This window comes from Flavobacterium limicola (genome assembly GCF_003634755.1).
Classification (GTDB): domain Bacteria; phylum Bacteroidota; class Bacteroidia; order Flavobacteriales; family Flavobacteriaceae; genus Flavobacterium; species Flavobacterium limicola.
Genome location: NZ_RBXA01000002.1, coordinates 491474 through 516497, shown reverse-complemented (window position 1 = coordinate 516497; position 25024 = coordinate 491474). Strand labels below are relative to the sequence as shown.

20 protein-coding genes and 1 tRNA gene are annotated in these 25024 nt (G+C 33.0%); 9 read left to right on the top strand and 12 right to left on the bottom strand.

The annotated features are described in order from the left end of the window. Positions 1-7: 7 nt before the first annotated feature. From BC952_RS09695 to BC952_RS09675, 4 genes are all read right to left on the bottom strand, one after another. Positions 8-979, bottom strand: a complete 972-nt coding sequence (locus tag BC952_RS09695; protein WP_073353127.1) for a deoxyhypusine synthase family protein — start codon at positions 977-979, stop codon at positions 8-10. A 93-nt stretch (positions 980-1072) separates the two neighbouring features. Then, the gene (locus BC952_RS09690) at positions 1073-2473 is read right to left on the bottom strand and encodes a type III PLP-dependent enzyme domain-containing protein (protein ID WP_121365459.1); all 1401 of its coding nucleotides are present in this window, start codon (positions 2471-2473) and stop codon (positions 1073-1075) included. Positions 2474-2760: 287 nt separating this feature from the next. Next, on the bottom strand, positions 2761-3828 hold the full coding sequence (aroB, locus tag BC952_RS09680) for a 3-dehydroquinate synthase (protein ID WP_121365456.1): 1068 nt from the start codon (positions 3826-3828) through the stop codon (positions 2761-2763). 14 nt (positions 3829-3842) lie between these two features. Continuing rightward, the gene (locus BC952_RS09675; RefSeq protein WP_121365454.1) at positions 3843-6215 is read right to left on the bottom strand and encodes an O-antigen ligase family protein; all 2373 of its coding nucleotides are present in this window, start codon (positions 6213-6215) and stop codon (positions 3843-3845) included. A gap of 379 nt (positions 6216-6594) precedes the next feature. Between BC952_RS09675 and BC952_RS09670 the strand changes: the two genes are divergently transcribed. Next, positions 6595-7764: a proline dehydrogenase family protein gene (locus BC952_RS09670; RefSeq protein WP_121365453.1), complete on the top strand. Its 1170-nt coding sequence runs from the start codon at positions 6595-6597 to the stop codon at positions 7762-7764. A 109-nt stretch (positions 7765-7873) separates the two neighbouring features. Here BC952_RS09670 and BC952_RS09665 read toward each other — a convergent pair whose 3' ends face one another. Then, positions 7874-9661: an ABC transporter ATP-binding protein gene (locus tag BC952_RS09665; RefSeq protein ID WP_121365451.1), complete on the bottom strand. Its 1788-nt coding sequence runs from the start codon at positions 9659-9661 to the stop codon at positions 7874-7876. A 211-nt stretch (positions 9662-9872) separates the two neighbouring features. Here BC952_RS09665 and BC952_RS09660 point away from each other — a divergent pair. The 8 genes from BC952_RS09660 (at position 9873) to BC952_RS09625 (ending at position 18026) form a co-directional block, all read left to right on the top strand. After that, positions 9873-9947: transfer RNA gene (locus BC952_RS09660), tRNA-Val, on the top strand. 271 nt (positions 9948-10218) lie between these two features. Then, positions 10219-10797, top strand: coding sequence for a nicotinamide riboside transporter PnuC (gene pnuC, locus BC952_RS09655; RefSeq protein WP_121365449.1), 579 nt, complete (start codon positions 10219-10221; stop codon positions 10795-10797). Continuing rightward, positions 10781-11779: an AAA family ATPase gene (locus BC952_RS09650; RefSeq protein WP_121365447.1), complete on the top strand. Its 999-nt coding sequence runs from the start codon at positions 10781-10783 to the stop codon at positions 11777-11779. Before pnuC ends, BC952_RS09650 begins: the two co-directional genes overlap by 17 nt. A gap of 23 nt (positions 11780-11802) precedes the next feature. Further along, entirely contained in the window at positions 11803-13398 is a 1596-nt protein-coding gene (locus BC952_RS09645; protein WP_208639981.1) for a MoxR family ATPase, read from the top strand. After that, a complete protein-coding gene (locus tag BC952_RS09640; RefSeq protein ID WP_147405272.1) occupies positions 13386-14357 on the top strand; it encodes a hypothetical protein in 972 nt (323 codons plus the stop codon). The genes BC952_RS09645 and BC952_RS09640 overlap by 13 nt, the downstream gene beginning before the upstream one ends. Further along, on the top strand, positions 14350-16107 hold the full coding sequence (locus tag BC952_RS09635) for a DUF58 domain-containing protein (protein ID WP_121365443.1): 1758 nt from the start codon (positions 14350-14352) through the stop codon (positions 16105-16107). The genes BC952_RS09640 and BC952_RS09635 overlap by 8 nt, the downstream gene beginning before the upstream one ends. Then, positions 16100-16681 carry a hypothetical protein gene (locus BC952_RS09630; protein WP_121365441.1) on the top strand — a complete coding sequence of 194 codons (582 nt, stop codon included), beginning with the start codon at positions 16100-16102 and terminating at the stop codon, positions 16679-16681. The genes BC952_RS09635 and BC952_RS09630 overlap by 8 nt, the downstream gene beginning before the upstream one ends. Continuing rightward, positions 16668-18026: an AMP-binding protein gene (locus BC952_RS09625; protein WP_121365439.1), complete on the top strand. Its 1359-nt coding sequence runs from the start codon at positions 16668-16670 to the stop codon at positions 18024-18026. The genes BC952_RS09630 and BC952_RS09625 overlap by 14 nt, the downstream gene beginning before the upstream one ends. A 161-nt stretch (positions 18027-18187) precedes the next feature. On the opposite strand, the gene BC952_RS09620 is transcribed toward BC952_RS09625, so the two are convergent. The 7 genes from BC952_RS09620 to BC952_RS09590 form a co-directional block, all read right to left on the bottom strand. Beyond that, positions 18188-19615, bottom strand: coding sequence for an FAD-dependent oxidoreductase (locus tag BC952_RS09620; RefSeq protein WP_121365546.1), 1428 nt, complete (start codon positions 19613-19615; stop codon positions 18188-18190). Between the two features lie 394 nt (positions 19616-20009). After that, the gene (locus BC952_RS09615; protein WP_121365438.1) at positions 20010-20942 is read right to left on the bottom strand and encodes a transglutaminase; all 933 of its coding nucleotides are present in this window, start codon (positions 20940-20942) and stop codon (positions 20010-20012) included. 21 nt (positions 20943-20963) lie between these two features. Continuing rightward, the gene (locus BC952_RS09610) at positions 20964-21815 is read right to left on the bottom strand and encodes a substrate-binding domain-containing protein (protein WP_121365436.1); all 852 of its coding nucleotides are present in this window, start codon (positions 21813-21815) and stop codon (positions 20964-20966) included. Beyond that, positions 21815-22342, bottom strand: coding sequence for a GNAT family N-acetyltransferase (locus tag BC952_RS09605; protein WP_121365434.1), 528 nt, complete (start codon positions 22340-22342; stop codon positions 21815-21817). The genes BC952_RS09610 and BC952_RS09605 overlap by 1 nt, the downstream gene beginning before the upstream one ends. A gap of 162 nt (positions 22343-22504) precedes the next feature. Next, on the bottom strand, positions 22505-23629 hold the full coding sequence (locus BC952_RS09600) for an SDR family oxidoreductase (RefSeq protein ID WP_121365432.1): 1125 nt from the start codon (positions 23627-23629) through the stop codon (positions 22505-22507). A gap of 93 nt (positions 23630-23722) precedes the next feature. Beyond that, positions 23723-24592 carry a nucleoside phosphorylase gene (locus tag BC952_RS09595; protein WP_121365430.1) on the bottom strand — a complete coding sequence of 290 codons (870 nt, stop codon included), beginning with the start codon at positions 24590-24592 and terminating at the stop codon, positions 23723-23725. A gap of 74 nt (positions 24593-24666) precedes the next feature. Continuing rightward, the gene (locus tag BC952_RS09590) at positions 24667-24996 is read right to left on the bottom strand and encodes a translation initiation factor (RefSeq protein ID WP_121365428.1); all 330 of its coding nucleotides are present in this window, start codon (positions 24994-24996) and stop codon (positions 24667-24669) included. Between the last annotated feature and the right edge of the window lie 28 nt (positions 24997-25024).

Here is a 25024-nt window from a genome sequence, read left to right as displayed (position 1 = left end):
AAATATTCTATAGATCTAATAAATAAGCGAAAATTAAAGGTGCTACAATGGTAGCATCTGACTCAATAATAAACTTAGGAGTTTTAATGTCTAATTTACCCCAAGTAATTTTTTCATTTGGCACCGCTCCAGAATACGAACCATAACTGGTTGTTGAATCTGAAATCTGGCAGAAATAGCTCCAGAAAGGAATGTCATGCATTTCCATATCTTGGTACAACATTGGTACTACGCATATTGGAAAATCTCCTGCAATACCCCCACCAATTTGGAAGAAACCTACACCATTAGTACTGTTTTTCGGATACCAGTCTGACAAGAAAACCATATATTCGATACCGGATTTCATTGTAGAAGCTTTCAAATCTCCTTTAATTACATACGATGCAAATATATTTCCCATTGTACTGTCTTCCCATCCCGGTACAATAATAGGTAAATTTTTCTCAGCAGCTGCATACATCCAACTGTCTTTTAAGTCAATTTCATAATATTCTTCAAGAACACCTGAAAGTAACATTTTGTACATAAATTCATGCGGAAAATATCTTTCGCCTTTGTCATCTGCATCTTTCCATATTTTGTAAATATGTTTTTGCAAACGACGGAAAGCTTCATGTTCCGGAATACAAGTATCTGTTACACGATTTAAACCTCTTTCTAATAAATCCCATTCGTCTTGCGGAGTCAAATCACGATAATTTGGAACTCTTTCATAATGAGAATGAGCAACTAAATTCATGATATCTTCCTCAAGATTTGCTCCAGTACACGAAATAATATGTACTTTATCCTGACGAATAATCTCAGAAAATATTTTTCCAATCTCGGCAGTACTCATAGCGCCAGCCATGCTCACCATCATTTTTGCACCATTGGCTAATTGTTCTTCGTATGCCTTAGCTGCGTCAACTAAAGATGCAGAGTTGAAATGCAAATAATGCTTTTCTATAAACTGACTGATTGGTCCTTTGCTCATTTTTTAAAATTTAAATACTTAGAAATCAAAACGTTAAAATTATAATCTCAAATTTAACGAATTTTTATATTGAATAATTGAATCGTTGGTAATTTATTTTTTGTCGTAACCTAATATTTTCAAAACGTCTTCAGAGGTTTGTTGCTCTGAAAAAACCTCAGTGGCTAATATACCGTTTTCGTCTCTGTCTATTAATATATGTTTAGGCTGTGGAATCAAACAGTGGTGTAAACCACCGTAGCCTCCAATGGTTTCTTGATAAGCACCGGTGTTGAAAAATCCGATGTACAATGGTTTCTCTTTATTGTATTTTGGCAAATAAATAGCATTCATGTTTTGTTCGGAGTTGTAATAATCGTCGCTGTCGCATGTCATTCCTCCTAATAAAACCCGCTCGTAAGTATCGTTCCAGCGATTTACTGCCAACATGATAAAACGTTTGTTGATTGCCCATGTATCCGGCAAAGTCGTAATGAAAGAAGAATCAATCATATTCCACTTTTCTCTGTCATTTTGTTGTTTTTGATATAAAATCTGATAGATTGCTCCACCACTTTCTCCTACAGTATAGGAACCAAATTCAGTAAAAATATTAGGAACATCAACTTCGGCTTCATCACAAGCTATTTTGATCTGATTGATGATTTCGTCAATCATATATTGATAATCGTATTCAAATGCCAGTGAGTTTTTTATTGGAAAACCACCACCAATATTTAATCCGTCAAGAGAAGGACATTCTTTTTTTAATGCCACGTAAACCTTGATACATTTTACTAATTCATTCCAGTAATAGGCATTGTCGTTAATTCCCGTATTGATAAAAAAGTGCAACATTTTCAGTTCCAATTTCTTATTTTCCTTGATTTCCTTTTTGTAAAACGGAACAATATTTTTATATCCAATTCCTAAACGGGATGTATAAAATTCAAATTTAGGTTCCTCTTCAGCCGCAATACGAATTCCAATTTTAAATTTACTTTTTATCTGACCTTGCAATAAGTCTAATTCTTCGTAATTATCAATAATTGGGATGGTGTTTTTATGACCATTATTGATTAGTCGCGCAATATTATCAATGTATTGGTCTCTTTTGAAACCATTACAAATTACATACGTACTTTTATTGATTTTACCGTTAACCAAAAGGTTTTCTACTATATTAATGTCAAAAGCAGATGATGTTTCAATATGAATGTTATTTTTGAACGCCTCGTTCATAATATATTCAAAATGAGAACTTTTAGTGCAATAACAATAATAATATTTTGCCTCATATTTGTTTTTTTCCATCGATTTACGAAACCAACTTTTGGCTTTGTTGATGTTGTTTGAAATTTGAGGTAAATACGTAAATTTTAATGGCGTACCATATTGCTCTACCAGTTTCATCAAATCGATATTGTGAAACTGAAGATTATCTTTGTTTAATGTAAATTCTTCTTGGGGAAAATAGTAGGTTTGATTGATTAAATCAGAATATTTTGTATTCATTAGATTTTGTGATTATAGATTAGAATATTGTAAAATAAAGGAACCTATAATTCAAACCCGAATATTTGCATATACGATCTGAAGCTTCTCGTGGTCTGCTTTTAAGTATTGGAAAACATCAAAACTAAAGTTTCCTTTAATAGAATAAAACCGCTTCAATATTCTCAGAAAAGACATATTGTTTCGGGCTTTATTAGAACTATAATTTGGCTTGTTTTGACTTTTTTTCATTGGTGCAAATGTAAAAAATATTATATACGCAATGCAATGCTTTTTATAAAAAATAATTAAGATTTATAATCCTTAAAAGCTCTAAGAATTAATTCATTTTCAACTGATTGATTGATTTTTATTTTTCCGATACCTTCAATTAATGCAAACTGAATGTTACCGTACTCATTTTTTTTGTCGTGAATCAGTAATTCCAAGATAGGTTCAATATCCTTTTCCTCAAACATGATGTCGTCATATATAGACTTGACACAATTTTTTATTTCAGAATATTCTTCTTTATTGATAAGTTTTTTATCCAATGAAATAAAACTTTCTAATATCATTCCAACAGCGATTGCTTCACCGTGCAGTAAAGTAGTCTTATTTTCATTTTCCAAAAAGTAGCTTTCAATGGCGTGGCCTAATGTATGACCAAAATTTAATGCTTTTCGGATATTTTTCTCCGTAGGATCTTGAAGTACAATTTCATTTTTTATTTCAACCGAACGGAAAATCAATGCATCAAAATCAGCAAAATCTATAGATTTTAAATCTAAAAATTGCTCCCAATATTTCTTATCATATATCAAACCGTGTTTCAACATTTCGGCAAGACCGGAACGCATTTCATTTTGAGGCACCGTTTCAAGATATTGGGTGTCTATAAGTACCATTAATGGAACATTTATAACCCCAATTTGGTTTTTTAAATTTCCTAAATCAACTCCGTTTTTACCTCCTACAGATGCATCAACCATTGATAGTAGCGTAGTAGGAACGTGAATAAAATCGACTCCACGCTTGAATGTTGAAGCAATAAATCCGCCTAAGTCAGTAACAACACCACCTCCTAAATTGATTACAAGAGTTTTTCTATCGGCACCGAGTTCCGTTAGTACATTCCAGATTTGGACGCAAGTCTCAATATTTTTATTTTCTTCACCAGCATCAAATTCTATAATTTCAATAGTAAGATCAGTTTCCAGATACTGTAGAAAATTAGGTAAGCAAAACTCATTAGTATTGCTGTCTACAATTATAAATAGGTTGGAGTATTTATTTTCTTTTAAATGAAGGTTTAATGCTTCGTATCCTTTTTCGTTGAAATGTATTGGGTAACTATTGGCTTGAATTGATTGCATTTTGTTTTTTGTAGTTATTTGCAGAGTTGATTTAGTAGTTGTTCTGTGTTAGGGTATTTTTTGTTAAAAGCGATATTTAAATAATTGCATCCATTTGTTTTATCCTTTATTTTGAAATAGCATCCAGATAATAAATATTCTGTTTTACCATCATTTAAGCTTGGATTATTTTCTATTTTTTTTAAATAATTTATTGCAATTTGAGGGTTGTCGAGACGGTAATAACAAACCGCTATATCCTGCAAAATTACTACTTTTTCTGGATTTTCCTTAAATGCTTTATTGTATAATACAATTGCTTTTTCAAATTGCTGTGCATCACCCATTTTTTTTGCTTCTAACATATAATTTATTTTAGCGGCAGATTCTGCGGGGAGTCCATCAATAAATATGTTATTTATGCTGGTAGATTCTTTACGTTTTATTAATCTTGTTTTTCTATTCAAAAGAGTAGTATCGATAGGATATATTTTTAAACCTTTGTTGACAAAAGCAATTATTTTATTATTATCGTATTTAGATATTGATAAAGCAGAGGCGGTATTCTTCCAGTTACTGGGCATACTTCTGTATTTGGTGAATAATTCGTGAATTTTGAATATTTCTGAAGTATCTTTTTTTATAGATGCCATCCTAAGGGCATCTAAATAAAAATTAGTTGTTCGCGGTCTGGAATAAAAAGCTGTTTTTATATATTCGTAAGCGGTGTCAAAATTTCCATTTATTTTTTCAATTTTATGCAAATACCAATTTGATACACCTAAATAAGGATTTATTTTGTTGGATAAATAAAAGTATTTTTTTGCATTTTCATACTTTTCTTCACTAAAATAGGCAATTGCTAAATGCTCATAAAAAGGTTCTGAATAGATTCCTACATTTGGTAATTGAGGTAAATTTCGCAATATGTCATCTGATGTTTGACCTTCCTTTTTATTGTATTTGATTGCATATTCTAACTGATATGCTTTTAGAGTTAGAAAGGTAATATAAATGGTAATTAAACAAATTATGATAATGCCAACTGAAAATCCACTACTTTCTCTAGTACTAACCATCCCATCAATTTTTATAGTATTTGCTATAGTTAATGCTAAAACCAAAACAAAACCAAGTTGCATTGTAGGTCTGTACAGAGGGAAATTAAAAAAGGCATCTATGAAGTATCCAGTTAAAATTAATAAGGCTAAAAGTGCTATAATCTTGTTATTTGAATCACTTTTATTTAAAATCGTTTTCATGTTTATAAAAAATACAATTATAAATAATGACAAATAAACTAATCCATTAAAAATACCGGTCTCTGCCGCTATTTCCAAAAAATCATTGTGAGCATGTGAAGAAACATATGCCTCATCAATTGTTGTTTTTTCATAAGGTATGCTTTCTATTTTCCAATTTCCTAAACCAACTCCAGTAACAGGAAATTTGTTTATTATATTTAGTGCATTATCCCAATATGTTAATCTGGCACTTACTGACGCTTCATTGGTATTAACAATTTGAACAACTCTACTACCAACAGATTCATATCTTCCTGAACCTTTATTGAAGGAAAACAGAATATTCGCTAACAGAAAAGCTAACAACATTGGAATTAGCAGGTATACAACATTGAGAACTGTTTCTTTTTTTATAGAATATAGTTTTAAATAAAATATGATAAATAGTATTATTTCAAAAAACAATCCCAAATATGCTGCCCTCGCACTAATTAAAAAAATGGTAAATGTTGCTAAAAATAAGGAGGAAATTAAAAACCATTTTTTCCAATTTGAATAATAGATGGCCCCTATTAAAAGAAAAGGAATTTTTATATTTAAACTAGCTGCAAATATATTTACATTTCCGGTATTTCCCTTAAGATTGGCTAGTGCATTAATGACAAATCCTGAATCTTTTAATATATCACTAAGTTCAATTACAGTTTGAAGTATGACACTGATACCTATAATAATAGAAATTCTAAAGATTAAGTGTAATCTATTATATAGAATAGCAAACAAGTTTAGAAACATAATAAAAACAACCAATATTTCGATATAGCTTACGACAGTTAACGATATATTTTTAGTTGAGAAAAATGAAATTCCACTTAAGAGAAGGAATAAAATATAAATTTTAAGAAGATGGCTTTTTTTTAAAATTAAAATGAAACTTTGATTTAAAAAACTAGGGTTTTTAAATATAAAAAGAGCAATAATCAAATTTAAAATTGAGATATAAAAGTATTGTGTTCCGATAATTTCAATACTCTTAAAATCAGGTAAAAAATCCATTAATAAGTAACAAGCAAAAAATAACAATGACATAAAATCATAATATACATTATTTTGAGATACTACTTCTGAGTTCAGATTAATACTCGCATTAATTTGTTGTTTCATTTTTTTTAATTTGTTATTACTTCAAAGCAAATCTATAGATTATTTATTTTAATTAAAGATAGTTTTTTCAAAATGCGAAAATTTAATAATAATCGTTCGGAGTTTTGTATTTGCTAAATGTTAATTTGATTGAGATCCTATTATTGTCAGATATCTAATAAAAAGGAATGATCCCATGTTTGCACATTTTGTTTACAAACCATCAAAAACTCTCGTATTCTTTCTATAAAAAGGTAAAAAAATCGAAAATTTATTTATCTGAATTTTTGAGATGATTATTTTTAACATGATTTAAAATGCCATTTTCATTTTTTAATACTAGTTTTTTAAAATAATATTCAAAACTCTATATTATATTTGTACAAAAATTTAACAAATAATGGAAAAAATATTCAATAATACGCAAGTAGCCTTTTCATTAAAAAGTGATACGGAACTTGATAGAGCTTATTTTCTTTTCAAAATGATTGCTAATCAGCCACTAGTTCGCATTGGAACTGCGGTTACAAATTTTGCTTTAAAGGCTAATCTTCCTGTTGAGGGTTTGATTCGCGCTACTGTTTTTGACCATTTTTGCGGAGGTGTAAATGAAGTAGATTGTCTTTCAGTGGTTGATAAAATGTATACTAAAGGTGTTTCATCGGTTTTGGATTATTCTGTAGAAGGAAAAGAAGAGGAAGATCAGTTTGATGCTGCGCTTGAAATGACTTTAAAAACAATCGAATTTGCCAAAGAACGTCAAGCGATTCCTTTTGCAGTTTTTAAACCAACCGGTTTTGGTCGTTTTGAATTGTATGAGAAATTGGGTGAAAAACAAACATTAACTCCAGAAGAACAAGCGGAATGGAATAGAGTAGTAGCCCGTTTTGATTTAGTTTGTAAAGATGCGCATTCTAAAAATGTTGCTCTTTTGATTGATGGTGAAGAAAGTTGGATGCAAGATGCAGCGGATGATTTAGTCACCGAAATGATGCGCAAATACAACAAAGAAAAAACAATTGTTTTCAATACGTTGCAAATGTACCGTTGGGATCGTTTGGATTACTTGAAAAAATTACATGAGCAAGCCAAAAAAGACGGATTCTTTATAGGAATGAAATTAGTTCGTGGTGCATACATGGAAAAAGAAGTTGTTCGTGCCGAAGAAAAAGGGTATTCATCGCCAATATGTGCTTCAAAAGAAGCTACAGATGAAAATTATGATGCAGCAGTTCTTTATATGGTTAACCATTTAGAAAACATGTCAATTTTTGCAGGAACGCACAACGAATCCAGCACCTATACTTTGATGGAATTGATGCAACAAAAAGGAATTAAAACAAACGATGACAGAATCTGGTTTGGTCAATTGTACGGCATGAGTGATAACATCAGCTATAATCTGGCTGCTAATGGGTATAATGTAGCAAAATATTTGCCTTTTGGTCCTGTTAAAGATGTGATGCCATATTTGATTCGTCGTGCTGAAGAAAATACTTCAGTAGCGGGGCAAACGAGTCGTGAATTAGAGATGATAAAAGCAGAACGTAAAAGAAGAAAAGGGAAATAAAGTCCTCAATGTTCAGTTTTTAGTATTCAGTAACATTTAAGTCCATAAAAAAAAACTCCATTCAATAAGCTGAATGGAGTTTTTTTTATGTAAAAATGAACAATAAAATTTAAGAATTGCTGAATTGTAAATTACTTAAATTTTTATAAATACCATTTTCTAAAGCTATTAATTCTTGATGTGTTCCTTGTTCTGTAATTTTTCCTTTATCCAAAACTAAAATTTGATCAGCACTACGAATTGTTGAAAGACGGTGTGCAATTATAATACTGGTTCTTCCTTGCATCAAAATTTCTAAAGCTTCCTGAACCAGTTTTTCGCTCTCACTGTCTAATGATGAAGTGGCTTCATCTAAAATTAAAATACTTGGGTTTTTCAATAATGCTCTGGCAATGGCAATACGTTGTCTTTGTCCTCCGGAAAGTTTAATTCCTCTTTCTCCCACAATTGTTTCAAATTTCTCAGGAAAACTTTCAATAAAATTATACGCATTAGCTTGTTTTGAAGCGGTAATAATTTCTTCCTCGGTGGCATTTGGTTTTCCATAAGCAATATTTTCTCTGATGGTTCCGCCAAATAATATCACATCCTGCGGCACAATACTCATGTTTCCACGAAGGCTTTCTAAATCAAAATCATAAATATTTTTTCCATCAACTAATATTTCTCCTTCATCAATATTATAAAAGCGTAATAATAGGGAAGCGATAGTTGATTTTCCAGTTCCGCTTGGACCTACAATTGCTATTTTTTGACCAAAGTTGGCCGTAAAACTAACATCTTTCAACACTTTGATTTCTTTTCTCGAATGGTAACTGAACGCTACATTTTTGAAAGTGACATTTCCTTTTATCTTTTGTGTTTCCGAAACGTCCTGAACTGAATTAATTTTTTCAGGTGTTTCATCCAATAATTCAAAAACACGTTCAGTTGCACCAATCGCTTTTTGAATTTGGGCATAAAGTTCAGCGATTCCTCCAAAAGAAGCTCCTACAAATGTAGAATACAACACAAAAGAAATTAATTGTCCTACGCTCATTTCGCCGCTGATGCTCAATCGAACGCCGTACCAAACTACGGCTACAATGGCTCCAAAAAGGCAAAAAATTATGAATGAAGCAAAGTACCCTCGGTATTTACCACCTTTAATAGCTATTTTGACAACTTCCTTTATTTTTCCGTTGTAACGAGCAATTTCGTACCACTCATTGGCGAAAGCCTTGACAATACTGATTCCTTGCATGGTTTCTTCAACAACTACTTGACTTTCGGCAACTTTATCCTGAACATTTTTTGAATATTTCCTAATAAACCGCCCAAAAATAACAGCAGCAACTGCCACAAGCGGAACTACAGATAACATCAATAATGTCAGTTTGATACTTTCGTTTGCCAATAAAAGGACGCCACCAATAATTAGAATAAATTGTCTTAGGAATTCGGCTATAGTTGATGTTAAAGTATCTTGTATTTGGGTTATGTCAGAACTGATTCGGCTATTTAATTCTCCAACACGTTTTTGCGAGAAGAAGGACATGGGTAATTTTACCAAATTACTGTAGAGTGATACTCTAAGATTGGCTAAGGTATTTTCAGTGAAATTGACAAATAAATACAATCTAAAAAACGAAAAAATCGATTGCAGAAATAAGATTATAATCAAACCTCCCGCAATCATGTTTGCCTGAGAGTTGTCTTTATTTTTTACACAATCGATAAGCATTCCCATTAATTTAGGAAAGGCAAGAGCAGTGGCTCCTGTAAATAATAAAAAAATTAAACCTACATAAAATTTCCAACGGTGATTTCCTGCATATTGAAATATTACAGTTGCTTTTTGGAGTGAAGTTGCAGTAATTTTTGATTTTGGTAAATCGTTTTCTTTGAACCTGGCCATTATCTTTTGTTTATAGCGCAAATGTAAGACTATAACGAATCAATACAAAAAAATAGAAGCTATTCATGAGAAACATAAAGTGCTATGATAGAGTGTGAAAGCAAATAGAGTCAATATTTTATTGATTTTTTTTACTATTTTGCTTGCAGATACGATTTCTAGCCGTATATTTGTACTCGCAATAAGGAAATGAAAATGACTTTATTGTTAAGGGCGATTAGCTCAGCTGGTTCAGAGCACCTCGTTTACACCGAGGGGGTCGGGGGTTCGAACCCCTCATCGCCCACAAAACTTCTCAAGAAATTGAGAAGTTTTTTTTTGTCTTTTTTTTTACAAAAAAAAAATGATTTTTGGGAATTCATACCATTTGTCCCATTTTTAGAAAGATGCTGAATATTAACAAAATACACCTTAATTTTTTCCGTCTTTTTATTTTCGCATTTAGTTGAAATTAATGATTTAAATAAGTTCATCAATAAAATGGTACTAATTATTCAAATGTTATTCGTTATCCAATAAAAGTCTGATTCATTATTATATCTTTATCACCATATATTATGGATACAACTTTAGAACTATTTGGCGCAGTTTTCGGTTTTTTGGCCGTTTATTTTACTATCAAACAAAATATCTGGTGTTGGTATTTTGGTTTAATTCAGGTGATACTATATTGCTTTGTTTTCTATACAGCAAAATTATATTCAGATATGATTTTGCATTTTATTTATATATTTCTGCAAGTATTCGGCTGGTACAATTGGAAGTATGGGGGTTCCAATCAAAGTGCATTACGCGTAACATTGGTGACTAACGCAACTTTTTGGATTGGTTTATCAGTTGTAGCATCCCTATTTTTAGGATATAGTATGCAATCAAAAACCGACGCGTCCTATCCTTATGCGGATGCTTTTATAATGGTTGCAAGCTTAGTTGCTCAATATTTGATGATAAAAAAAGTAGTAGCTTCATGGCTATTTTGGATAGTAGTCGATGTGGTTGGCATTACGATATATTGTTATAAAGGTTTATACTTTACAACAGTTTTGTATGTGCTTTTTTTGATTATGGCTATAATTGGTTACTTGGAATGGAAAAAAGCATATAATGAAGAATTTGCGTATGAGAGACGAACATAAAATTGGATTGACATTGGGTAAGTTTGCCCCTTTTCATAAAGGTCATCAGCTATTAATTGAAACAGCTATTAATGAGGTTGATGAATTGATAGTGCTTATTTACGATGATCCTATAATAAATATTCCTTTAGCAACTAGAGCTGGTTGGATACGTGAAATATATCCAAAAATCACTGTCATTGAAGGTGTAAATTCGCCTAATGATAGTGGTTATACTGCTGAAATTATGAAAATTCAAGAAGAGTATGTCTCCTCAATTTTAGGTAATCGCAACATCTCACATTTTTACTCGAGTGAGCCTTATGGTGAGCACATGAGTACGGCCTTGAATGCCATAAATCGGCAGGTTGATGTTAGTCGAAATATCATCCCTATATCCGCTACAGAAATTAGAAAAAACCCTTTTAAAAGTAGAAAGTTCATTGATCCTAAAGTCTATATGGATTTGATTGCGAAAGTGGTATTGCTTGGTGCACCTTCAACTGGTAAAACAACTTTGGCAGAAAAATTAGCACTCCATTTCGATACGCAATGGATGCCTGAATATGGAAGAGAATATTGGGAAAATCATCAAGTAAATAAAAGACTGACCTTAGAAGATTTATTAAAAATAGCTGAGATTCACAGCGAAAGAGAAGATGCTTTGGTGTTACAATCAAATCAATTTTTGTTCTCTGATACTAATGCTATTACTACCTATTTATTTTCACTGGATTACCATGGAAATGCCCTTGATGAATTGAAAAATTTAGCAAAAGTTGCTGAAAGCAGGCACGATATTATTTTTGTTTGTGATACAGACATTCCTTATGACGATACGTGGGATAGATCTGGTGATGTAAAAAGAAAAATATTTCAACAAAAAATTATTGAAGATTTAAACACTAGAAATCTTCAATATTATATGCTTAAAGGTACCGTTGATGAAAGAATCGAACAAGTGTCAAAAGTATTGTCTGCTAGAGAAAATAGTAAATTTTAAGTAACTTAGAACAAAATAGAACCATGTCTGATTTAATAAATAGAACCATGGGATTTTTTAAGAAAGTCCCAGAATCACCTACGAATCCGCAAGATACTCATAATGGCAATACTAAATTTAGAATAGAAGATCTGTATTCCAGCGATGCTCCTCAAAATGAATCTAACGATTCAATTGCCCTTGATGAAAAATTGCGTCAAGCTTATTTTTGGATCACGAACACAGCCATCATTAGTCCGTATTATGATATCGAATTCAATGACGGTGATCCTAAAAAGTTTTTATTTGGAGACAGTAAAGTACCTGTTTACTTACCTACCGACCAAAGCTACTCTAGTTTTGTTCTAATGCCTTTACTGAACTTAGCGGCAAGAGGAAAATGTCTCATTGTGGGCGGTCCTGGTCGTGGAAAAACAGCTACTTCGGTGTTGATGGGATTGTTGGCGGGATATGATAACAAGGACGTATTGCGTGCCATTCAACACGGCCAACCTCAAATGACAATTTCAGATTTATTAGGGCATCCATTGCCCTCAGATATGGTTAAGGCCGAAAAAACTTCCGACATTAGAATTGCATGGCGAAAATGGTTGGGCATGCGGGTAAAAATCATTGATGAATACAATCGAATTCCAACGAGAACACAATCGGCGCTATTAACGGTCTTGGCAGATAATTATGCTGAAATATTCGATCAGATTTATGAATGTCCAGATGGCGCTTGGTATCTTACCGCCAACGATGATGCTGGCGGAGGAACGTACCAAGTTATTGAGGCCTTAAAAGACCGGATTGATATCGTGATTAGAGCGATGCATTTTAATACGCGGTTTATTGACGATTTATTGCAACGTATTGAACTCAATTTTAAACCAGAAGCTATAATTCCCGAAGAAATTATATTTACAGAAGAGGAACTAACTACCATAAATAAGCAGATTAGAGGTATAAAAATTGAGCCTCAATTACGCAAACGCATCGAGTTCTTTTGTCGCCAGTTTGAATTTTTTGAGCCTGCATCCAATCGATTGGAATATATGACCAAAGACACCGCAAAATTGTCCGGTATGGATATGCGTTCGCTTTTTAGAAAAGAAACTGGAAAGGATCCAATTAAAGATTTAGGTTCGCAAGCGAAAAACGGTTTATCGGTTAGAAAAATAATGACTTTATTGATGTTTTCTAAAGCATTGGCCTATTTTAGAGGTAATAAAAAAGTAGAATTAGAAGATATTAGACAAGTTTTACCATTCGTTTTACACGATAGTTTGACACCACATCTTGAATCACCATTTTTTGATCAAGTGGGTAATGAAGTGTATAGAGTGGATCGAATTGTATGGTTGCGAAATTTGTTTGATTTGTCTTGTGATGAATATGTGAGTCAAGATTTAGATCGAAATGATCCGGTTGATGCATTTGAGGCGGAATTTAAAAAAGGTCTTGAAAACATATCATCAAAAGAAATTGATAGTCGCCTTTTAAATATTGAGAAGCAACTACAGAAATGGTCGGAAGAGAAAAAGTTGTACGGGTACAGAGCAGATGATATTTTGAAATTAAAGTATCTACATCAACGTTATACCAATTACAAAAGATGGCTACAATGGAGAAAATAAGTCTTCCACAACTTATTATAGAATTAAGCGATAATAGTGCGTTGTACAATCAATGGTACAATGAGAGCGAAATGAAATACGGTAATTTGCCTTCTCAAACTCTTGCCAGTTGGATGGTAGAAGTTGTTGAGCCTATTGTGGAAGCAACTGTTGCCCTAAATTCGGCCCCAGAAAAAATTCATGAAGTAGTAAAGGCGCTGTATCTGGAATCATTGAAGTTAATTGGAAGTGGGTTGGCAATCCGTTATGAAGATGAATACAAAGCGGCTTGGTTGTTAATGGCACAAATGCCCAACTTAGTAGTGAAATTTCCAACAAAAACCATTTCATTGTTGAATGATGTACTTTTAAACCTTCATATGTATGCTCCAGAAAAAACCATGTATTGGTGCAAACTTATCGAGTCCAGTAGTGTAGAGATTAAAACTATAGAAGATTTTAAAATTGCGGGTCGTATGTATGCATGGAAATGTGGTTTGGCACATTTAAGAGCTCGTTTAAAAGCAGATTTTGCCGAGCTTTCTGAAAATCTACAACAAAACATTTTACACAACTTAGGTTCAGATAAAAATACCTACGATTTTTTTGAAAAACCATGGCCAAATACAAACACCAAATTTGAAGGTGTACAAGGCGGTTTTAAAGGTACAACTGGCTTTTTTGAACATCCGCCAATGCTGGCACAAATAGGAGAACATATATTTGTAACCGATTCAAAAAGTAGTTATGCACTTTTTGCAGACCAATTTGGCAAGGTTTTAATTCCAGCCAATTCTGTTGATGCAACATACATTGTATCAAATTCTAAGCAATTAGAAACCTCGGAAAAATGGATTGAAAAAATCAATGCGGAAATGGATGTAAGCACTATTTCATCTGTTGTGACAACAAAAGAAACCTTGGTTTTTACGTTGCAAAACTCCTATTTTTTATACTTATTCAGTCTTGAAAATGCATAATCAAACCGAAATAGAACAAACATTAGCGTTGTGGAGATCACATTGGAAACAGGCAAAGTTGGAGTGGAATCCTTTGTTGCGTTTGCAAGAACCTATTTGGTGTTTATCCCATCAGGACGCCAAAAAAGAAGGGCTTTCAGGCAGTTTTGCAATGATTCGATTAACAGATCATCGTATCGTGATTAATTTAGAAGAAATTGTAGAACGCGGTATTTCAGATTATGCGATTGAAATATTGGCACACGAAATTGGTCATCATATTTTTACACCAGCAAATTTATATGATAATGCTATTTTATTGAATCGAATTCGTTTTGCGCTGCCGGGTATTGAAGATAGAGCACCTATGGTATCCAATTTATATGCAGATTTTTTAATAAATGATAAATTACAACGCATCAATAAATTAAGAATGTCAAAAGTGTATCAAGCAATTAATTCAGAGGATAATTTTTCTGAGTTTTGGACACTGATGATGCGTACTTATGAATATTTATGGCGTTTAAATCGCGGCGAATTAGCAACAAATTTATCTTTTCACAGTAAAAAAATAGATGCCGATGCTTCATTATTAGCCTCTTTGGTCAGAAGTTACTCAAAGAACTGGATTCACGGTGGTGGTCGCTTTGCAGTGATGGTATATCCGTATTTAATGGATGACAAAACCTTTCAAGATGCACGCAAAAAAATTTTAATACTATTGGATGCAGAAGATGCAGGTGTGGGAGCTATGGATATTTCTGGTATGACCGAACTCGATTTAGAAGGTTATGATGAGATAATTGATATGCGAAAAGAAGCCTTAGGTTTACTAGAAGACGAAGGTGATAAAAGTGACAGTTTAGGTTCAGAAAAAAATAAATTGGGTGGTCAAGGACCAAAAAATGGATATATGGGTCCGGGAAATTACATTGATTTGATGAAACAGGTCAATCCAAAAGCAGATGAACAGCGTTTGATCAATGCCTATTATAAAGAAATTGCTTTACCTCATTTAATTGATTTTCCTGTCGAAATTTCTGAAAATGTGTCCCTAGATTTACCTGAAGGATTGGAAACTTGGGATATTGGCGACCCCATTGAAGAAGTAGATTGGTTGCAATCTGCCATATTATCACCCGCACTTATTCCAGGATTAACCACTCAAAAGAGAACGTATGGATCTGATTCTGATAACGCCATTTCAGAAAGTCCATTAAATGTTTATATTGGGATCGATTGTTCGGGATCGATGATGAATCCGAAACAAAATTTTTCATGGCCAGTTCTTGCAGCTACAGTTATAGGATTGTCCGCTTTGCGGGCGGGAGCATCCGTAATGGGATGTCTTTCTGGTGAGCCTGGAGATTATTTGGAAACGGATGGTTTTATTACAGACGAAACAGATTTACTAACAACCTTAACCTCTTATTTAGGTACGGGCTATGCCTACGGAATTGAACGATTGCGAAAACCATTTGAACAAGAATCTACTAAAAAATCGCATATTGTAATCGTTACGGACAATGATATATTTAGTATGTTAGATTCTGATACGCAAACCAAACAAACACATTGGGAATTGGCCGAACTAGCATTAAAAAATGCAGGCGGTCATGGAACTATGGTTTTACATTCTCATCCAGATTACAACAAAGATTTTGTAATTCGATTAAAAAAAATGGGCTGGAAGGTATACTATGTTACAAATGAAACGGAACTTTTAAAGTTTGCATCTGAATTTTCACAACAAAATTATGCCTATGTCTAAATATGATGTTTTTGAGTTAGTGACTCATTTAAGAAAATGTCCGGATATTTATTTAGAACCTTCTTCTCTTATTGAAAATGAAGGATTAAATTCGATTGCTTTAGTTTGTGATACCTATAGAATTGTGTGCAACGATTTTTTGAAAAAAGAATTTAAGAAACCGAGCGATTTTAATTTAGCGTACATCGGCGATAACCATTGGCGTGCAATTCATATTTCGATATGGTTACTGAGTCATCGAAACTTTATAAATAGTGCATTAATAGAAGATAAATTATATAATTTTTGGTTTGAAGAATTAAGTGAAGCTTCGTTATATGTAAAATTTAAGGAATGGATTAGTGATGATGAGCGTGCGGAAGAAATGGTACGCTTGTTATTAGACTGTTGTGAAATTATTCCTGATGGCGAAAATCAGGATGAAGCAGCGGATAAATTATCCTCTTTAAGTAGTACAGATCGACAGAAAGTTTTAAAACAATCGTACGAAGCACATGAAAGAATAATGAATATCAAAAGAGAGATGGCCGAAAAAAAGGCCCGAGAAGCTGCAAATACGTATGGACGAGAGTAGTGATCCACAAATAGCATTAACAGACGCGGAACGTTTTCCGTTGCTTGACGATTTAAGTTTTTTAAATGCACTTAAACAAGATGCGTATGCCCCAAAATTTAATTTTAAAAGTGGTGATCGATTAAATGCACTACATCTTTCAAAAGTTAAGTCTTATAAAAATAAATATTATGATAAAAAAATATTTTGGAATGAAGGACAAACTCCTATTTGGCTTAATGACTATTTAAAATGGTGCCATACAACAGTACCTTTTTATCAAAATAAAGATATTGCTTTAGATTCGTTTCCAACCATTTCCAGAGAAGATATCAGAAAATATCCTCATTTATTTGTATCTAATGAAGCTAATTTAGAGGAGCTATTGGTGTATTATACTTCGGGTTCTACGGGACCGAAGTTAGATGTTCTCTTTGACGCCGTTTCTCAAGCCAGTTGGTTGCCACAAATAGAGTCTGTACTTAAAGATTTTGATATTTCAATAACAGAAAATAAAAACACAACAGCCATTGCTTTGATTTGTGCCCAAGAAAAAACATTGACGTACGCCTCTTTATCAACTTATTTAGAGGGAGCTGGCATTTTAAAAATAAATCTCAATCCGTCAGAGTGGAATCAGCCTGATGATGCCAAAAAATATCTTGAGAAATACAATCCACAAATCCTTACTGGTGATCCAATAGCTTTTATGGCATTGTTGGATTTAAAGCCTCAATTGAATCCAAAGGCGCTGGTATCGTCCGCTATGAAATTAACAAAAGGCACAAAAAACAAATTAGAAAATTATTTTAGATGCCCTGTCATAGATCTTTATTCGATGACAGAATGCAGGAATATAGCTTACGCTGCGGAGATGGGGCATAAAGCGATTCGACCCGATTTATACTTAGAAATTTTTGATGAACATGAAGATGTAAAACTTCCTTATGGAGAAAGAGGCGAATTAGTGATTACTGGAGGCAACAATCCTTTTTTACCATTAGTACGCTATAGAACAGGAGATTTTTGTAGTTTAAAAATAGAAAATGGCATCCCGTTTTTAGTTGACTTAGAAGCTAGAAATCCAGTTGTTTTTTTTACAAAATCAAACATAAAAATCAATAATATCGATATATCTAATCGTTTGTCAAAATTGTCTATAGCAGGTTTTAAAATGCATCAAAGAAAAGATAAACTAATTCAGTTTGTTGGATATTCTAATGACATTACTTCGGAAGAAATTATTGAATTATTAAATATAATTTTTAAAAATGATATTGATATCCTTGTAGATATTCACAAAATATCTCAAAATAATACTGTAGAAAAGTCTCAGTACTCTTCAGAGTTGATTACCAATAAATAGTTATAAAAGAAAATTATTATAAATTATAAGCCTCTAAAGTCATTTGATATTGGAGGTTTTTTTATGTAATAATAAATTAATCTAAAGTATGCGAAAGTTTTGTTCTTTATACTTTGGGAACTTTTTTGTTTTCCTTTCATTTCCAACTTTGCGGTTACTATTTACTTATTTTTCAAACGCCGACCCCTCGGTTCATCACCCTCATAAAGCACAATTTCAGAATGTAGAAATTGTGCAGCGTCTGCTGAATCTTTCACTTTAACAGCGCTGCGCACTAACATTTCTGATTCAAATTCTGTTAATGCACTTTCTCTTATTCCAATTTTTCTCCATTGTGAAGTGGTACTGCATCCTCTTGTAATTCCTCTGGCTAATGCCAGTGCATCCAGTAAGGCTTGATTTGCACCCTGTCCTTTAAATGGACTCATAGGGTGAGCTGCGTCTCCAATTAGAGTTATTGGTCCGATTTTTTGTAGCAATTCTGATGTAAGTAATTCACGATCATAGACCGGATAGCCTGAGATTTGGGTTTCCAGTGTTGCTAATAAAATTTCAGGTACAGGGCTGTGCCAATGTGTTCTACGACAGGCTTCTTCCTTGAGTGCTTGAGGTCCTTCAGCACTTAACGATTTTGCTTCATCTTCTGGCATTGGAAAACTAAGTTGCCACATTACGGAGTCTTCAGTATATGGCATCATGTATATTCGCTCATTACCATTTGCGGTTTGAAATACAGTAGCCGAGTCCAACAATGAACTTTGAAAATTTTTAAGATTACTCAAAGGACAAATACCCAATATAACAATACAGCCAAGGTAACGTAATGGAGTTATTTCTTCACCAATCATTAGTTTTCGCACAGCGCTACGAATACCATCCGCTCCAACTACAAGATCGGCTTTAGCATTTTTAATTTTTCCATTCACTAAAAAGCTTAAATCAACACTTTCATCTTTACATTCTTTCAAATCTAATAATTGATGTCCCCACTGTATCGCTTCATGTCCGCCAAGCTGTTCCAATAGCGCTAACCGTAATGATTGTCTCGCAATGTGTACATTTGTGCGTTTTGCAGATTTTTCCGTATTTGGCTTTATCCACTTTCTGACGCCCCATTCACCTACTATTTTTCCAGCAGTAGTGTGTACTAAATGCCTTGTTGAAGTCACTCCATCTTTCAAAGAGAAAATACCTAAGCCTTCAATGGCTTTACTGGCTTGTTGTAAAGTGAGTCCGTAACCCTGAGATCGAGCATTAAAATCGGTATCGCGCTCATATAATATGAAAGGAATTCCTCGGTGTAAACAAGCTATAGCTAACGCAATTCCGCCAATACCACCGCCAATTATAGCAATACTAGGGTATTTTTCTTTATTAATTATAGGAGGAATAACTGACTGAATTAAACCTGATCCAGAACATTTTAAACAGGTGTGTTGGTGTCCTTTTGGTGGAATAGGAGCTATTCCTTTTTCATTATTTTCTTTAAATTTATCTACTTCCAGCTGGTATTGAAGTCGCGCTTTTTTGGTTAGTCCCCGACTTTTCTTGCCTCTACCTTGACAGTCCAAGCACATGATCCAACTCATTTCTTTATTTTCCAATTTTGTAATTAATTATTGATTTAACTAATGCTGGTCTTGTTTAATATTTTCTATGTAATTTAATATCAAAAATTTACAATTTTCAGTTTGAAAATTTATTCACTTTAAGTCAAAAGATTAGAAGCACAAAATTACCTTTTTCAAATTTAAATTGAAAGTATATTACCCTGCTAATACATTGAATTTTTTAAAATTCTGCCAGTTAGGATTACACATTGGCATCCTAGAGTTAAACGCTATTAACGATAGTAGATTTAACTCTTTTATAAAATCATAATTTAAGATTTATAAAATTATATAAATAGAGTTATGTATGACGGTCTATTAAAAATTTTGACAGGAATAAGATTGGATTTTTTTCAAGGGAAACTGAAAAAAATTAATCTAATGTCAAAGCACCTAGAATTTCTTCAGACATAAAAGGTCCACCGGGATACTTGGCAGTATAATCCAAATTCATCCAGATTTGACCACGCTCGTCAACGTGATAATGAAGTTTTTGATCATTGCTTTCGTTGGCAAATAATACATTTTTGATTAGAAAATTGACTTTTTCTAAATCAGTAAGAGATCCTATCAGTATTTCTGGGTAAATATGTCCAGTAGTATGAATTAATCGGGGAGTTCCACCAATAGATTTGATACTGGCAGCCATTAATATGGAATGATCATCGCAATCTCCAGAAAAATAAAGCAGTGATTCTGTAGCCGTAGCAATATAATCACGTGCTTTTGGATCGCTTACGTAGTTCCATCGGCTATTTATTTCCTTGAAAACGGCAAAGCATTGTATGATCGTTCTATAATCAGAATATCCTTTTATGTCTTTAAAATGTTTCGTAGTAGCCATAACCGCAAAATTCCTGATTTTTGGATTTTGATATTCGATGGCATTGATAATTTTTGATTTATTGGGAAACGGAAGCAATTTTGCAATGATAATATCTTGTGGATATGGATTGTCAGACATCGTGTACATTATCGAATTATAATCTTCAAAAACGCTGTTAAATCCATAGTTTCCAATTGTAGAACCGTACACTAAAACCAATAAATACAAAATAATACAAAAGAGGATAATCGTTCGCAAGAACCGAAGGATAATTTGAATTATTACAATCATCACCAAAAACAGCACTACCCGGTCAATATTAAGAGGCCAATTTGGGTTGATTAAGTTTTGATGCAAGATGATAAAAACCGGAATGGCAATTAATATGTTCAGAATAAAAATAATAACGTCGTCCCAAGGTTTTTTGACCTGGAATCGCTGTTTTATACCCTGAAAATTAATTTCTTTTATTTTTATCATAGTAAAAATAAAAACAGTAATCTAGACTGTTTTTACAATATCCTCAAAAGTACCTTTTTTATCGATAATTTTAAGTTGAAAAAGTTGATTTTGAACTTTGTTTAACATTTCTACTGATAATGGCTTTTGTGACCATTGTGTTAATGAAAGCCATTCTTGAATATCTTCCATTTTTTGATGATACTTTAAAGCCAACGTTTTATCAATATTCGGAATTTCTTTAAAATCTTCTGTAGTTTGATTAATGATCTCCAGAATTTTTGAAATAAGAACTGGATTTTTTTCCAAAACTTCTTCTCGAACTGCTATTACAAAACAAGGCCAAGGAGTAGGGCAATCAGCAATTCGTCGGAAAACACCTTTGTCAACTAATGGTTTCGTCATAAAACGTTCCCACATAAAATAATCGGCATTTCCATTTGTCAACGCTTCAACAGCGCCGTCGATAGTGTTTACGATTTCAAATTCCAGATTATCAGTTTTCCATCCTTGATTGTCAGCATTGACATACGCCATTAATTGAGAACCAGAACCCAATCTGGAAATGGCAACTTTTTTGTTTTCTAAATCAGCTAACGTCTTATAATTAGAGCTTGCCGCTACGTGAATTCCCCAAATTAATGGGCTTTCCACATACACCTGAACTATTTTGCTTGGATTTCCTGCAACGATATCTTTTACAATTCCTTCGGTTAGGATTACCGCAATATCAGTTTCACCATCACGAAGCATTTGGCACATTTTTCCAGTTCCTTCGGGAACATCTGTCCATTGCAAATCGATATTTTCTTTTTCAAAATCTCCATTTTCTATGGCTAAATGCCAAGGAAGATTGAAATGTTCTGGAACTCCAGCTATTTTTATTGTTTTCATTATAGGTTAGGATTTTCTAATTCGTACCAATTCCAAGAAACACCATCTTCCAGATATTTTTCAGTCATTTTCAGTCCAATTTTTTGTAATATTCTGTTTGATGCGATATTATCTGTGTGTGCTGCTGCTTCCATGATTTTGATTTTCATAACATTAAAACCATAATCCAGCCATGCAAAACTGGCTTCACTGGCATATCCTTTTCCCCAGAATTTCTCGTTCAACCGATAGCCAATATCATAGAAATGAATTTTATTATTCACCAATTCGGTGTTATATTTTAATCCGGCCCAACCAATTAATTCTTCGGTTTCTTTCAAAATAACAACAAATCGCCCAATATTATTTTGAATATATTGCGTTCTTACAGATTCGATATACGAATGTACTTCGCTAATATCCGTCAATGGTTTGTTCCAAAGATATTGATGAACTTTAGGATTACTGTCCATTTCAAATAAAGCTTCGTCGTCTGAAAATAGCATTTCCCTTAAAATCAAACGGTTGGTTTCTAAAATAAGATTCATATTTTTATTTAAAATTTCATGGTTAACGATTTAGCCCTAATAGCAGTGAAAATCCTTTTTCTTTTTTCTTTAAAAAGGAAAAGATTACTTCACCATACTTTTATTTTTATTTGAGCTCAGTGAATTTCATTTGCAACGTGTAGCAGGAAATAGCTCCTAAAATTACACGTTAATATCTTTAAAATTATTCAATCTTGCATACCGAATCATATTAGTAAACGACTCCTCATCTAGTTTTGGTATTTCCAGAATGGATTCCAACAAAGTGGTATCGTATTCATTCGCAGCTGTTGTGAAATAAGGGCTTAAGTGTTTTCCAATACTTTCATAATACAATTTTTCGATTGTGTTTTTGTATTTAAAGTCTAACGAATTTTGTATCAAAGTAAAATTAGAGTAACCAACTTCCTTCATGATCAACCGCAATCCATTTACCATATTGAAACTTGTATTATGAACAATATTAAGCTGTTCTATATCGTCTCTTTGAAATGTGTTTAAAATCACTTTTGCGACATAATCGACAGGAATAATATTCAAAACGGTGTCTTCATTGACGATAAAACGCACATTTTCTTGATTTCCTTTTCGTTGGGAAGTGAAGTGAAAGAATTTAGCCAAAAGATAAAAAACTATATATTTCGATATAAAATACGGATTTTCTGTTCCTAACATTTTGCCTCCAATCACACTTGGACGCAGAATTTGAAAAGGCAAATTTATTTTTTTACATTCTTGAGCTATAAAATTTTCCGAGTGGAATTTAGCATTCTCATAAGCATTGCGATGCTCCGGTTCGAATCCTAAACTATGAAAATCATTGTCAATTAATCCTTTTCGGTTTCCCGATGAAAAAGCAGTCCCGATGTAAACAAACTTTTTTATGAAAGGATTAAAAAGATTGAAAATGGATTTTGTGATTTTGGTGTTTTCGTCAAAAATCTTTTCGCGTTGTTCTTCATCGGTAGATAAATTAACGAATCCCGCCGAATGGATAAAATAAGCATCTTTTATTTGGCTTGAAAAAGTGTCCTGGATAACAGCCAAATCAGTATCAATGATTTCAATGTATTCGTGCAGTTTTGCGATTCCTTTGTCTTTTATAATTTTTGGCGTATAACTGCTGGATAAAAGTTCGTTTATGCGATCTAAAGCAGATTTTTTTCCTTTATTTCGGGCAATTATAAAAAGTTTTCCATCCATTTTAGTATTGATGAAAAGTTCCAGAATTTCGTACATGATGTGAGATCCCAGAACTCCTGTTGCACCTGTAAGTATTATTTTCATTAGCGTTTTGTTCTAAAAACAAATGTAGTTTTAAAAAAATTAAAAGCACTTTTTTAAAACTACAAATGGGTACGGTTTTGAAAATTAATTTCTCTATCCTAAAGCAATTTTTTCTAATGTATACGCAATCAATTCATCAACGGCTTTGTATGGATCTTCACTAAAAGTTCCGGAAGCACGATTCGCAATTATAGCGTTTAATGACAATGCTTGATGTCCTAAAAGTGCCGAAAGTCCATAAATTGCTGCGGTTTCCATTTCTAAGTTTGTGATTTGGTTGTCACCAAATTCAAAATTATCCATTTTAGAATTCAATTCTTCATCTTGAATATTTAAACGCAACACGCGACCTTGTGGACCGTAAAAACCACCAGCAGTTGCGGTAATTCCTTTGTGCATTTTGTCGCTTTCAACGATTTTTTCCAGTTTTTCGGAACAAGCGATTACGTATGGTTTACCTTTTCGTAAATCCCAATTGGTGTGTTTCACAAAAGCATCTTCCATTTCCAGATTCGAAACTTCGTCAATCAAATAGGAGCGGAGCATGTTATCCAATCCTAATCCGAATTTAGACAACACAAAACTGTCCACAGGAATATCGGCTTGTAAAGAACCCGAAGTCCCAATGCGGATGATGTTTAAAGAAGTTAGTTTTTCTTTTGGTTGGCGGGTTTCCAAATCAATATTGACCAAAGCATCTAGCTCATTGATGACGATATCGATATTATCAGGACCAATTCCTGTGGACATTACTGTAATTCGCTTGCCTTTGAAAATCCCGGTTTGGGTTTTGAATTCTCTTTTTTGTGTCGAAAATTCAATGCTGTCAAAAAATTGTGTGATTTTCTCCACGCGATTTTGATCTCCTACAAAGATGATATCGTGTGCAATATGTTCTGGTTTTAAATTCAAATGGTATACGCTACCGTCTGGATTTAATATTAATTCTGATGATTGTATCATTATTTTTTTTGTTTAATGTTTAAGGTTTCAAGTTGCTCAACTGAATGCTAATAGCTAAACTCTGAACACTTTTTCTAACCTCCAACACGTTTTACTTTAAATCCTTTTTCTTTTAAAATAGTCATTATTTTATCGCGATAATCGCCTTGAATGATAATGGAATCGTCTTTGAAAGTTCCGCCAACGCTCAATTTTGTTTTTATTTCTTTGGCCAAAATTTTAAAATCTTCGTCGGTTCCTTCATAACCTTCAATTATAGTGGTCGCTTTTCCTTTTCGTTTTTCAAATTTGCAAATCATAGGTTCTTTTTGAACATATAATTCGTGCGCCACTTCTTCAATAGCTTCCTCCGGCGATGGCTCGTGATCTGGAAAAAGGTTTTTTAATTGGTCTTGTAAATCCATAACAGTCTATATTTTGAACGCAGATAAT